Raw genomic sequence first — 12,914 nt, 5'->3', positions numbered from 1 at the left:
CCGCAGGCCACCGCAGTGGCCGACGTCGCTCGGACGGTTCCGGGCGCTTACGTACTTCGAGGCAACAATGGCAGACCAAGGTTCGCCGCGCCGCTTTGCGCGCATAGATCGACTCCCCCCTTACGTTTTCAACATTACGGCCGAACTGAAGATGGCTGCGCGTCGGCGCGGCGAAGACATCATCGACCTGAGCATGGGCAACCCTGACGGCCCCACGCCGCCGCACATTGTCGAAAAACTCGTGCAAGTCGCCCAGCGTGAAGACACCCACGGTTACTCCACGTCCAAAGGCATTCCGCGTCTGCGCCGGGCGATTTCGCGTTGGTACAAAGACCGCTATGAAGTGGACATTGACCCCGAATCGGAAGCCATCGTCACCATCGGCTCCAAGGAGGGCCTGGCGCACTTGATGCTGGCCACACTGGACCAGGGCGACACCGTACTGGTGCCCAACCCGAGCTACCCGATCCACATCTACGGTGCGGTGATTGCCGGCGCCCAGGTGCGTTCGGTGCCGCTGGTGCCTGGCGTGGATTTCTTCGCGGAGCTGGAACGGGCCATTCGCGGCTCGATTCCCAAGCCGAAGATGATGATCCTGGGCTTTCCGTCCAACCCGACCGCGCAATGCGTGGAACTGGACTTCTTCGAACGTGTGATCGCCCTGGCCAAGCAATACGACGTGCTGGTGATCCACGACCTGGCCTACGCCGACATCGTCTACGACGGCTGGAAAGCCCCGTCGATCATGCAAGTGCCGGGTGCCAAGGACATTGCGGTGGAGTTTTTCACCCTGTCCAAGAGCTACAACATGGCCGGCTGGCGCATCGGTTTCATGGTGGGTAACCCGGAACTGGTCAACGCCCTGGCGCGGATCAAGAGCTACCACGACTACGGCACCTTCACCCCGCTGCAAGTGGCGGCGATTGCCGCGCTGGAAGGCGACCAACAGTGCGTGAAAGACATCGCCGAGCAGTACCGCCAGCGCCGCAATGTACTGGTCAAAGGCCTGCATGAGCTGGGCTGGATGGTGGAGAATCCGAAGGCGTCGATGTACGTCTGGGCGAAGATTCCAGAGCAATATGCCGCCCTGGGTTCGCTGGAGTTTGCCAAGAAGCTGCTGCTGGAAGCCAAGGTGTGTGTGTCGCCAGGCATCGGCTTTGGCGAGTATGGTGATGACCATGTGCGCTTTGCACTGATCGAAAACCAGGACCGGATCCGCCAGGCGGTACGCGGTATTCGCGGGATGTTCCGGGCAGATGGGCTGCCCCCTAAAGCCTGACCCGATCTCCCCGAAGAAATGCGCTCAAACATGTGGGAGGGGGCTTGCCCCCGATGGCAGTGGTTCAGTCACCGGATGCAATGACTGACACTCTGCTATCGGGGGCAAGCCCCCTCCCACATTTGATTGGGTGACCCCATGGGATGCTGCGGTGTGGCTTACACCACCAACGACAGCAACATGATGAAGATCAACGCCACGACGGACAGAATGGTCTCCATCGCCGTCCAGGTCTTGAACGTCTCGGCCACGGTCATGTTGAAGTACTGCTTCACCAGCCAGAACCCCGCATCGTTGACGTGAGACAGGATCAACGAACCCGCCCCCGTCGCCAACACCAGCAGCTCACGGTTGACGCCCGGAATCATCCCTACCACTGGCACCACAATGCCCGCGCCGGTAATGGTCGCCACCGTGGCTGAACCGGTCGCCACACGAATCACTGCCGCCACCAGCCACGCCAGCAGGATCGGATTGATCTGCGCGTTCACCGCCATATGGCCGATCACGTCGCCCACGCCGCTGGTCACCAGCATCTGCTTGAAGCCACCACCGGCGCCGATGATCAGGATGATCGCAGCGGTCGGCGCCAGACTGGCGTCGAGTAGCTTGAGGATCTGCTTGGAGTGGATGCCCTGGCGATGGCCAAAGGTGTACAGCGACAGCAACAGGGCCAGCAGCAAGGCGGTGATCGGGTGACCGATCATGTCCATCCAGTTGCGTACCACGTTACCTTCGGCAAACGCGATGTCGGCGAAGGTCTTCAGCAGCATCAGGAACACCGGCAGCAGCACGGTGACCAGGGTGATGCCGAAGCTTGGCAGCGACTTGTTATCAGTCTCGCGGGCCAATTGATCGACCAGTTCCTGGGACGGGTTGCCCGGGATGTACTTGGCGATAAACGTGCCGAAGATCGGACCGGCGATAATGGCGGTCGGCAAAGCGACGATCAGGCCGTACAAGATGGTCTTGCCGATATCCGCGCCAAACACGCCGATGGCCAGCAGCGGCCCCGGATGCGGTGGCACCAGGCCATGCACCGCCGACAGGCCGGCCAGCAGCGGGATGCCGATCTTGATCAGCGACACGCCGGTGCGGCGCGCGACGATAAACACCAGCGGGATCAGCAGCACAAAGCCGATCTCGAAGAACAGCGGAATGCCCACCAGGAACGCGGCGAACATCATGGCCCACTGGACCTTCTCTTTGCCGAAGGCGCGGATCAGGGTCTGGGCGATCTGATCGGCACCGCCGGATTCGGCCATCATCTTGCCGAGCATCGTGCCCAGCGCGAGGATGATGCCGACAAAGCCGAGCACCCCGCCGAAGCCGTCCTGGAACGCCTTGATGATCTTGTCCACGGGCATGCCCGAGGTCAGGCCGAGGAAGCCGGCCGCGATGATCAGCGCGATGAACGGGTGCACCTTGAACTTGGTGATCAGAACGATCAACCCGATGATGGTAACGACTGCATCTAGCAGTAAGTAGGACTCGTGGGACATGCCAAACATGGGGGGTCTCTCCTGTTTGTTGTTGTTATTAAAGCGGGTGTTGAATTTCCTGCCGGGGATAGCGCTATCTTTTCCGGCAAAAAATTAATGAGTAGGTTCAAAGCCGTGTTGCAGCCACCAGGCGTGTGTCTGCTCGGCCAATGCCTCGACGCTGTCTTCACTGGCGTTGAGGGCCAGGGTCAGCGGCTCGCCTTTAGGCGATTCAAGGGTGGCGAACTGGCTGTCGATCAGGCTGGCTGGCATGAAATGGCCGGGGCGATGAGACACACGGTCGGCGGCCACGGCGCGGGTCAGCTCCAGGAACACGAAACCCAGACCCGGCGCTGCTTCGCGCAGGTGGTCGCGGTATTTCTTTTTGAGGGCGGAACAGGTGAGCACGGGGTGCTCGCCCGCTTTGAGCGAACGCCGCAGTTCATCGCAAAGGATGTCGAGCCAGCCGGCGCGGTCGTCGTCGTTGAGGGGGTGGCCGGCGCTCATCTTTTCGATATTGGCGGCAGGGTGAAAGCTGTCGCCTTCAATGGCAGTGGCACCGTTCAGGCGGCACAGGGCCTCGCTGACGCTGGACTTGCCACAGCCGGAAACACCCATGATGACCAGGGCGGTAACAGGTTGACTCATGAAACACCTCAGGACGCAGATAGCGCTACCTTTGCACGCTGTAAGGCTAGTGCAAAAACAGGCTTTTCCCGCGCCGTCTTGTCTTTTTTTATGGAGTGACGCGTGCATCCTCTCCAATCGTTTGAACCGGATCAGGCAACCCAGCGTTCAAGAATTTGCAGCCCTTTGGAGACAGCGCTACCTTAGTGCCTCGATTTTTGTTTGGCAAGCCGCCTGATGACCTCCAAGAACGATAAAAAATTACGCACCACGGGTCGCCCGACTCTTAACGAAGTCGCCCGCCTGGCCGGCGTCAGCCCGATTACCGCCTCACGCGCCCTGCGCGGCATCAGCACCGTGGCCACCGAACTGGTGGAAAAAGTGCAGCAGGCCGCCGCCGAACTCAAGTACGTGGTCAACCCTGCCGCCCGTGCACTGGCCTCGGCCCAGAGCCATTCGGTGGTGGTGTTGGTGCCGTCGCTGTCCAACCTGCTGTTTATCGAAACCCTTGAAGCCATCCACCAAGTGCTGCGTCCCAAGGGCTTTGAAGTGCTGATCGGCAACTCCCACTATTCCCGCGACGAAGAAGAAAACCTGCTGCGCAACTACATGGCCTACCAGCCACGGGGTTTGCTGCTGACCGGGTTTGATCGCACTGAAAGCGCCCGACGGATGGTCGAGGCCAGCAATGTGCCCTGCGTCTACATGATGGATCTGGACCCCAACGCCGGCGTGAACTGCGTAGGGTTCTCGCAACTCGCGGCGGGCGAGACGGCGGCGGCGCATTTGCTGTCCCGCGGGCGCAAGCGCCTGGCCTACATCGGTGCACAACTGGACCAGCGCACATTGCTGCGAGGCGAAGGTTTCCGCCGCGCACTGCAGCAGGCTGGACTGTACGACCCGGCGCTGGAATTGCTGACGCCGCGCCCTTCTTCCGTGGGACTGGGTGGCGAGTTGTTTTTACAGTTGCTGGCGGCTCATCCGGACGTAGACGCGATCTTCTTCGGCAACGACGACCTGGCCCAGGGCGCGCTGCTGGAAGCCCTGCGCCATGGCATCAAAGTACCGGAGCGTGTGGCAGTGCTGGGGTTCAACGACTTGCCGGCATCCTCGTTCATGGTGCCGCGCCTGAGCAGCATCAGTACTCCGCGTGAGGCGATCGGTCGGCGGGCGGCAGAACATTTGTTGACGATCATGGCAGGTAACAAGATCGCCAAGCCGGTGGTGGACATGGGGTTTGAGTTGCAGGTGCGCGAGAGTACGTAGGACGCCTGTAGGAAGCGCCTGACATTGCGGTAAGCGCCTTGCCCGGTTGCCTACGCTTACGTCAGAATCCGCCGGCTTGTGCGTCAGGGTGAGGGTCTCTAAGGTTGGCCGGTCGCTGAATGTCTCGGTGATCGGGTTTAGTAGCCCCGCTTCCTCACACAAGCTGCATGAACCTATCGATGCTTGATGGTGGCTGTGCGCAGGGCGCCTTCGGGTGCGCCGGGTTTGTGTGGGATACCGGTCTACTAACCTGCGTACAGCTGCCACCCTCGTTTAGTAGCGATCAGGTATCAGCCCAGATCAGGTACGTCAATAATGCACAGCATCCCCACGCATACGCTCTTCACCGTCATCCCTGATACCCCCACCGAAACCCTGCTGATCAACAGCTACGAAACCGTGTGCTCCGTCAGCACCTTGCTGCTCGACCTGTCCGATGACCTCACCGGCAAGCACCGCGATGTAGCCCTGGCTATCCACCAACTGAGCGAGCTAAGTGTATTGCTGGTAGGCAAGGCCATGGACCAGCACACACCATGCTGTTAAGGCCTTACTCGAAAAAATGTGGGAGGGGGCTTGCCCCCGATAGCGGTGGGTCAGTCAACTTACAGGTAGCTGACCCACTGCAATCGGGAGCAAGCCCCCTCCCACATTTTTTAACCATGCCCGCTTGCGCCCTGCTAGATTGGCTGCTCTCCACTGCCAGGGAAGCACCATGGGACACTCACTGAAAATCTTGGGCCGTACGTCCTCCATCAACGTGCGTAAAGTGCTCTGGACCTGCCAGGAACTCGGCATCGACTACCAGCGCGAAGACTGGGGCATCGGCTTCAAGCCCACCCAGTCCGCCGAGTTCCTGGCCCTGAACCCCAACGCCCAAGTGCCGGTGCTGATCGACGACCATGGCGTGCTATGGGAGTCCAACACCATTTGCCGGTACCTCGTCAGCCTTTACCAACGCCACGACCTGCTCCCCGCCGAACCCGCGCCACGGGCCCGGGTGGAGCAATGGATGGACTGGCAAGCTACCGAACTCAACCCGTCCTGGGGCTACGCGTTCCACGCGCTGGTGCGCCAGAACCCGGATTATCAGGACCCGCAGCGCATCCAGGCCGGCGTGCAAGCCTGGAACGACAAGATGGGCTTGCTGGAGCAACAGCTGAGCAAGACCGGCGCCTACGTAACCGGCGATGAGTTCACCCTGGCAGACATCCTCGTCGGCCTCTCCGTACACCGCTGGCGCAACGCCCCTCTGGCGCATCCGCCCTACCCCGCGGTGGAGGCGTATTACTTGCGCCTCAGCCAGCGCCCTGGCTTCAAGACCTTCGCGCTCGACGGCCATAACTAAAACAAGGATTACGCGTGAAAGGACTCAACATATTGCTCACCGGCGCCTGCGGCAGAATCGGCAAGACGTTTTTCGACGCCTCGCAAGACCGCTACCGCTTCACCCTCACCGACCGCATCGCGCCGGACTTCGACCTGGGTGGACACCGCTTCGTACACGCCGACCTCAGCGATAAATCCAGCCTGGCGACCCTGCTCGACGGCATCGACGTGATCGTGCACCTATCGGGCATCCCCCACGCCAGCGCCTCGTTCGAAGAACTGTTGCCCAATAACATCCTCGCCACCACTTACCTGTTCGAAGCCGCCGTGGCCGCCGGGGTCAAGCGCCTGGTATTCGCCAGCAGCGCGCAAACCATCGAAGGCTATCCGGTGGATCGCCAGATCACGCCCGGCATGCCGGTGATGCCCGCCAACCTGTACGGCGTGAGCAAATGCTACGGCGAGGCACTCTGCGGCTATTACGCCGCCAAAACCCCGCTGTCGACCATTGCCCTGCGCATCGGTGCCTTTGAATTCCCCGAAACCCATGACCTGAACAACGCCCGTGACCTCAGCGCCTGGCTCAGCCCACGGGATGCGGTGCAGTTGCTGCAACGCGCGGTGGAAACCGAGGGGGTAAAACACCTGATCGCCCATGGGATTTCCAATAACCGTTTCAAGCGGCTGGATTTGAGCGAAACCACCCGAGTACTGGGCTATCAACCGGTAGACGATGCCTTTGCGACTTTCGAGATCCCCATCAGCTACTGAACCCGTCCGCCATAAAACCTTTGAAAAGAGAGTCTTTGCGCAATAAACCAGCGAATGAGCAACCAACCGGGCACAACTTCACACGCAGCGTTTTCCGTTAGCCAGCTAAGATTCCAGGTCACTGCACCTGGAATCTCGCCCATGTCCACACTCACCTCCACCACCGACGGCATCGACCCCATCCGCGCCGCCCACATCAGCGCCCGCATCGACCGCCTCCCCGCCGTCGCCACGGTCTGGCGCTTGGTAGCGTTGCTGTCCATCGGCGGCTTTTTCGAGCTGTATGACCTGTTCCAGACCGCTTATATCAGCCCTGGCCTGATCAGCGACGGGATTTTTCATACCGGCAGCGAGGGCGTATTCGGCTTTTCGGACCAGGCCGCCTTTGCCTCGGCAACCTTCCTCGGCCTGTTCCTTGGCGCCAGCCTGCTCAGCCCCATCGCCGACCGTTACGGCCGGCGGGCGATCTTCACCTTTGCGCTGGTCTGGTACACCGTCGCCACGGTGTTGATGGGCATCCAGACGTCCGCCCTGGGCATCATCTGCATGCGCTTCCTGGTGGGCATTGGCCTGGGCATCGAGCTGGTGACCATCGATGCCTACCTCTCGGAACTGGTGCCCAAGCGCATGCGCAGCTCGGCGTTTGCCTTTGCGTTCTTCATCCAGTTCCTGTCGGTACCGGCGGTGGCGTTGATGTCATGGTGGCTGGTGCCACAAGCACCGTTCGGCGTATCGGGCTGGCGTTGGGTGGTGTTGTCGAGCGCAGTGTTTGCACTGTTTATCTGGCAATTGCGCAAGCGCTTGCCAGAATCACCGCGTTGGCTTGCGCAAAAGGGGCGTTTCGAAGAGGCCGGTGTGATCATGGACAGCCTCGAAGCGCGCTGTCAGAAGGATCATGGCAAACCCTTGGATGAGCCCGAGCCAGAAACCGTCAGCGTGCAGGGCAGCGGCCGCTTTGCCGATATCTGGCAACCGCCGTACCGCCGCCGCGCGTTGATGCTGATCGTGTTCCATGTGTTCCAGGCCATCGGCTTCTTCGGCTTTGGCAATTGGTTGCCGGCGTTGCTGTCGGGCCAAGGCGTCAGCGTGACCCACAGTTTGCTCTACGCCTTCATCATCACCCTCGCCTACCCCCTGGGGCCGTTGCTGTTCGTGAAGGTGGCCAACCGTTTTGAAAACAAATGGCAGATCGTCGGCTCGGCCCTGGGCGCAGTGATCTTCGGCAGCCTGTTTGCCTTGCAAACCACGGCGGTGGGTTTGGTGATCTGTGGGGTGATGATCACCTTCTGCAACGCCTGGCTGAGCTTCAGTTATCACTCGTACCAGAGCGAACTGTTCCCCACCAACATCCGCGCACGGGCGGTGGGGTTCTGCTATTCGTTCAGCCGCTTATCCACCGTGTTCAGCAGCCTGTTGATCGGCTTTATCCTCGAACACCTGGGCACACCGGGGGTGCTGGCGTTTATCGCCAGCAGCATGTTGATCGTGATGATCACCATCAGTTGGTTCGGGCCGCGTACGCGTAACCTGGCGCTGGAAAACATCGCCCATTAACGGCAATGGCTGGCCGCCTGCGGGACATTGTTTGCCGCAACGGCCACGCTATCCCCAATAAAACCGAGCACCTGGCACCCGGCACGCTATTTGCTCCAGCTGTGGCACAGAACATTTCCACAGGTGACCGATCATGCTGGTTAACAACAACACCCAAGCCGTGTCGACCGTTCAACAGATCAAGCGGCCCGACATGGACCCCGCCAACGCCGCTGCCAGCGCGCTGTACAGCGGTGCCCTGCAAGCGGCGCAGCAAAGCGTGACCGTGCCGGCCGCACAGAAGGAATTGGACAAGGCGACCGACCGTATCGACGAAGCCTTTGCCAAGACCCGCGTGCAGTTGCAGACGAGCGCGTCGACCAGCGATGTACCGGCGACCAGCACCACCTCCGGTGCGCGCTCGGAATTCACCGACTACATGAGCAAATCCCCGGCCGAGCGCATCCGTGACCAACTGCTCAAGGAGCAGGGTTTGACCGAGGCAGACTTGCAGAACATGTCGAAGGAAAAACAGGATGCCTTTTCCAAGCAAGTGGCAGAGCGCTTGAAGCAGCAGCAAGAGCAGCAGGTCGCGGCAAAAACCGCTGACCCACAGGCCCAGACAGTGAAAGAAACCCTGGCTGCGATCTAACAAGCACCACGATCAACGGTAGGCGCCGGCTTGCCGGCGATGCAGGCGCCCCGGTGAATCAGAGAGACCGAGGTGATGCTATCGCCGGCAAGCCGGCGCCTGCAGGGATTGGGTTATTGCAGCTGCAACGTCGAATTGAACTGCCCGATCGCATCCACCACATGCCGTGACCCTTCCTGAATCTCCAGGATCACCTGACCTGCTTCATTCGCCAATTCCACTCCCACGCCTGTGCGACTCAAGCTCGATTGCATGCTCGACACTGCACTCAGCGACAGATCATGGTTCTTGCGCACCACATCGACGATTTCCACCGTCGCCTGGCTGGTCCGCGCCGCCAGGCTGCGCACTTCGTCTGCCACCACTGCAAAGCCACGCCCATGCTCACCGGCCCGTGCCGCTTCGATCGCGGCGTTGAGCGCCAGCATATTGGTCTGTTCGGCAATGCTGCGAATGGTCTGCACGATGGCACCGATGATGTCCGATTGCTTGCTCACGGCGTCGATACTCACCGCCGCTTGGTTCAGATCATGGGAAATTTCTTCGATGATCTGCACGGTTTGCTGCACCACCTCCGACCCCTTGCGTGCGCAGGCGTCGTTTTGCACCGAAGTGGCATGGGCCGAGTCGGCGGCGTTACGCAGGGTGGTGACCTGGTCGGTGATGTCGCTGGCGAACTTCACCACCTTGTACAGGCGCCCATTGGTGTCAAAGATCGGGTTGTAGGAGGCCTCCAGAAACAGGGTCTTGCCGTATTTGTTTTTACGCTCGAAGCGATGCGAGTGGTATTCGCCGCGGTTGAGCGACGCCCAGAACGCCTTGTAGGCCGGCGATTCCACTTCGTTGCGGTGGCAAAACATGCTGTGGTGCTGGCCGACGATTTCATCCAGGGAATACTGCACCGTCTTCAGGAAGTTTTCGTTGGCGTTAAGGATCTGGCCCTGCGGGGTGAACTCGATCACCGCCATGGAACGGCCGATGGCGTCGATCAAGCTCTGGTTTTCATGTTCGTGATGGACCCGCGCAGTGATATCCGACGCGACCTTGATCACGCTCTGCACCTGGTTGTCCTTGTCCAGCACCGGCATGTAGCTGGCTTCCAGCCACACTTCCTGGCCGTGCTTGTTCAGGCGCATGAAGGTGCCACTAAGGGCCTCGCCCCGCGCCAGGTCGCGCCACAGCTTGGCGTAGGCGTCGGTGTGGGTGTAGGCCTCGTCGCAAAAGAGGCGGTGATGTTCACCGCGGATCTCCTCGGCGCTGTAGCCCATGGTGTTGCAGAAGTTGTCGTTGGCGTCGAGGATCACACCACTGGCGTCGAACTCGATCATGGCCATGGAACGGCTGATGGCCGCCAGTTTGGCGTTGGATTCGGTGAGGGCGCAGGAGAAACGTTCGATTTGTTGCAGGTCGGATTTGTGATGGCGGTTGAACATGGTCAGATCACCCTGGGTTCCCGGCGCCTGGAGGCGCATTCCATTCATTTGTTAGACAGTGCTGGCACACCTTCATGGGGAAATAACCATCCGAATCGCTTTATATGCCAAGCGTCATCAACGGTTCTGGGTGAGCATAGACAGAGCTTGGCGCTATGCAAGGCCACTAATCAGCCACCATTGCTAACAACGCGCTGGCAGCGGCCGAAGGGGGACGGGTCGGCGAGCCGACCAAGGCAAACTCACGGTGCAGCGGCACCGTCAGTGGCATGACACGCAAGCCCTTGCGCTGGGCCGGTAGGGCCATTTCCGGCACCAGCGTCACGCCGACACCTTCGCGTACCAGGCTGAAGGCGCTGTTCCATTCGCGCACTTCCACGCGGATATCGCGCAGCGTCAATCCCGCTGCGGCACCCAGGCTGCGTGCATTCGCGGTACAGCCACCGGTGGCAAGTACGAACGGCTGCTCAAGTAATTCCTCAAGCGCCACAGTCGCATCGGCCGGGCGTTGCGCCAGCGCATGGTCTGTCGCAAGCACGGCCATCCAGAAGTCCCGGCCCAGCACCGTGGCATTGCGCTCGGGCTTGGGGTTAAGCACAACGCCCAGGTCGATCAGGTCCGCGTCGAGCAGGGTGAGCACTTCGTTGTCGGTGACGTCCAGAGTAGTGACCTCAATACCCGGATAGAGCTGAGCAAAACGCAACAACAGCGGCGTCAGAAACGTCGCCAGCACCATGGGGAAACTGGCGATGCGAATCGTCCCGCGCAGCATCGGGCGGGCTTCGTCCACGGTGCTGCGAATCGTCTGCAAGGCCGCGAGCATCACCCGCGCCTGCGCGATCACACTCAACCCCAAGGCGGTGGGCAAAGTCTTGCGCGGTTCACGGGTAAACAGCTGTGCGCCCAGCGTCGCCTCCATGCCGGCCATGGCCTGGCTGGCGGCGGATTGGGTCATGCCCACGCGCTCGGCGGCGGCGGTGATGCTGCCGTGATCGGCCACGGCTACCAGCAGGCGCCAGTGCATCAGGTTCATCATGGCAGTAGCTGTCCTTATGGCGGGGGTCTGAACGTTTAATTTTACGCACGGTGCCATGCCCGCGAGACTGGCGCAAATTCAACGGAGCTGCCCCAGATGAAACTGTATTTCTTCCCCCATGCCTGTTCCCTCGCCCCGCATATCGTGCTGCGCGAATTGGCGATTCCCTTCGACCTGGTGCTGGTGGATAACCAGGCCAAGACCACCGCCGAGGGCGAAGACTTCCTGCAGATCAACCCCAAAGGCTATGTTGCGGCGCTGAAACTGGACAACGGCCAGGTGCTGACTGAAGCGAGTGCGATCCTGCAGTACCTGGCCGACCTGAAACCCACAGCGAATCTCGCGCCGGCCAATGGCAGCTGGGAGCGCGTGCGTTTGCAGGAATGGCTGAATTTTATCGCCACCGAAGTGCACGGTGGGTTGGCAGTGTTCTTCAACGGCGTGATTCAGGGCGAGGTGCGGGCCATGTTCCAGGCCACGCTGTTCAAGCGATTTGCCGTGCTGGTGCAGACGCTGGAGCGCCAGGATTATTTGCTGGGGGCGCAGTACTCAGTGGCGGATGCGTACCTGTTCGTGGTGCTACGCTGGGCGGCCCTCCACGCGATTGATCTGCGCGAATGGCCGGCGCTGGCGGCGTTTGAGCAGCGGGTGGGTCAGCGACCAGCCGTGATTGCCGCGCTGGCCGCCGAGTCCCCCAAAAGCTGAGTTCGTTCAAAAACGGGTCTCAGTGACCGAACAGACCTGTCTCGGTTTTCTTGGCTTTCTTGTCGGCGCGTTTTTCGTCGGCGGTCTTTGCCGGTTTCTTTTTCGCGGCTTTCTTTGAATCCATACCTTTGGCCATGATGCATGCTCCACTGAAAGGGGATGTAGCACTGGGTATACCACCTATTGCCCGGCAGAAGGCGCTTATAATCCTCGGCCCTTGATAACGCCGCCTGAACACCATGCCCAACTTGCATATCGAACCGCTGGCAGAGCCCCTGTGGCCGCTGCTGAACAAGTTTTACCGCAGCCACAATTCGTCGATGAAGGCGCTCAAGGGCGGGCGTCTATGGGTGGCGCGTGAAAGCGAGATTGTCGCCGGGCTGTGCCTGACGCCGGTGGTCGGTGGGCAGTGGTTGACCGGGGTGTTTGTCGACCCCGCGTATCGTGGCCAGGGCTTGGCGAAGCGTGTGATTGATGCAGCCGTGGCCGAGGTGGAAGGCACCGTGTGGTTGCTATGTCATCCGGACCTGGAAGGCTTGTACCAACGCATGGGTTTCACCCAGAACACTGTGCTCCCGCAATCCCTCAGCGAACGCTGGGTACGCTACAAGCGCAACAAGCCGATGATCGCGATGGGCTTGGATCGTTTGGTGAGATCGACTGCAAATAACCTTGCTTGAAACGCATTCCAACCGTGGAAGCGGGCTTGCTCGCGAAATGTGCTGGGGGAGTCAACATTATTGGCGACTGACACCCCGCATTCGCGAGCAAGCCCGCCCCACAGTTCGGCCTCATTGGGCCT

The 12,914-nt window shown here is 60.6% G+C and carries 12 protein-coding genes and 2 pseudogenes; 9 read left to right on the top strand and 5 right to left on the bottom strand.

Features of this window, described 5'->3' with window-relative positions; all coding sequences use genetic code 11:
• Positions 1-67: 67 nt before the first annotated feature.
• Entirely contained in the window at positions 68-1,279 is a 1,212-nt protein-coding gene (gene alaC, locus AC4PS7_RS26995) for an alanine transaminase (protein WP_137206258.1), read from the top strand.
• 158 nt (positions 1,280-1,437) lie between these two features.
• Here the strand turns inward: alaC and AC4PS7_RS26990 are convergent, their stop codons facing one another.
• Together AC4PS7_RS26990 and AC4PS7_RS26985 are read right to left on the bottom strand one after the other, a co-directional pair.
• The gene (locus AC4PS7_RS26990) at positions 1,438-2,790 is read right to left on the bottom strand and encodes a GntP family permease (protein ID WP_010208235.1); all 1,353 of its coding nucleotides are present in this window, start codon (positions 2,788-2,790) and stop codon (positions 1,438-1,440) included.
• An 84-nt stretch (positions 2,791-2,874) separates the two neighbouring features.
• Entirely contained in the window at positions 2,875-3,408 is a 534-nt protein-coding gene (locus AC4PS7_RS26985) for a gluconokinase (protein WP_010208233.1), read from the bottom strand.
• A 213-nt stretch (positions 3,409-3,621) separates the two neighbouring features.
• On the opposite strand from AC4PS7_RS26985, the gene gntR reads away from it, so the two are divergent.
• From gntR to AC4PS7_RS26955, 6 genes are all read left to right on the top strand, one after another.
• Entirely contained in the window at positions 3,622-4,653 is a 1,032-nt protein-coding gene (gene gntR, locus AC4PS7_RS26980) for an HTH-type transcriptional regulator GntR (protein ID WP_031290552.1), read from the top strand.
• Between the two features lie 315 nt (positions 4,654-4,968).
• Positions 4,969-5,199, top strand: coding sequence for a DUF6124 family protein (locus tag AC4PS7_RS26975; RefSeq protein ID WP_044287756.1), 231 nt, complete (start codon positions 4,969-4,971; stop codon positions 5,197-5,199).
• A gap of 169 nt (positions 5,200-5,368) precedes the next feature.
• Entirely contained in the window at positions 5,369-6,001 is a 633-nt protein-coding gene (locus tag AC4PS7_RS26970) for a glutathione S-transferase family protein (RefSeq protein ID WP_010208229.1), read from the top strand.
• A gap of 14 nt (positions 6,002-6,015) precedes the next feature.
• On the top strand, positions 6,016-6,753 hold the full coding sequence (locus AC4PS7_RS26965) for an NAD-dependent epimerase/dehydratase family protein (RefSeq protein WP_492179833.1): 738 nt from the start codon (positions 6,016-6,018) through the stop codon (positions 6,751-6,753).
• A gap of 141 nt (positions 6,754-6,894) precedes the next feature.
• Positions 6,895-8,307 carry an MFS transporter gene (locus tag AC4PS7_RS26960; protein ID WP_010208226.1) on the top strand — a complete coding sequence of 471 codons (1,413 nt, stop codon included), beginning with the start codon at positions 6,895-6,897 and terminating at the stop codon, positions 8,305-8,307.
• 133 nt (positions 8,308-8,440) lie between these two features.
• Positions 8,441-8,938 carry a hypothetical protein gene (locus AC4PS7_RS26955; RefSeq protein WP_044287759.1) on the top strand — a complete coding sequence of 166 codons (498 nt, stop codon included), beginning with the start codon at positions 8,441-8,443 and terminating at the stop codon, positions 8,936-8,938.
• A gap of 113 nt (positions 8,939-9,051) precedes the next feature.
• Here the strand turns inward: AC4PS7_RS26955 and AC4PS7_RS26950 are convergent.
• The 3 genes and pseudogenes from AC4PS7_RS26950 to AC4PS7_RS26940 form a co-directional block, all read right to left on the bottom strand.
• Positions 9,052-9,477 (bottom strand): annotated as a pseudogene (locus tag AC4PS7_RS26950) (methyl-accepting chemotaxis protein); the annotation flags it as partial.
• Positions 9,478-9,642: 165 nt separating this feature from the next.
• A pseudogene (locus AC4PS7_RS26945) lies at positions 9,643-10,266 on the bottom strand (PAS domain-containing protein); the annotation flags it as partial.
• Positions 10,267-10,537: 271 nt separating this feature from the next.
• Positions 10,538-11,407 carry a LysR family transcriptional regulator gene (locus AC4PS7_RS26940; RefSeq protein WP_010208222.1) on the bottom strand — a complete coding sequence of 290 codons (870 nt, stop codon included), beginning with the start codon at positions 11,405-11,407 and terminating at the stop codon, positions 10,538-10,540.
• 96 nt (positions 11,408-11,503) lie between these two features.
• Here AC4PS7_RS26940 and gstA point away from each other — a divergent pair, with 96 nt between their 5' ends.
• Together gstA and AC4PS7_RS26930 are read left to right on the top strand one after the other, a co-directional pair.
• Positions 11,504-12,112 carry a glutathione transferase GstA gene (gene gstA, locus AC4PS7_RS26935; RefSeq protein ID WP_021491267.1) on the top strand — a complete coding sequence of 203 codons (609 nt, stop codon included), beginning with the start codon at positions 11,504-11,506 and terminating at the stop codon, positions 12,110-12,112.
• Positions 12,113-12,351: 239 nt separating this feature from the next.
• Positions 12,352-12,792: a GNAT family N-acetyltransferase gene (locus AC4PS7_RS26930; protein WP_021491266.1), complete on the top strand. Its 441-nt coding sequence runs from the start codon at positions 12,352-12,354 to the stop codon at positions 12,790-12,792.
• Positions 12,793-12,914: the final 122 nt, after the last annotated feature.

This window comes from Pseudomonas sp. DW-iso3 (genome assembly GCF_058725305.1).
This window is presented reverse-complemented; position numbering and strand designations above follow the sequence as displayed.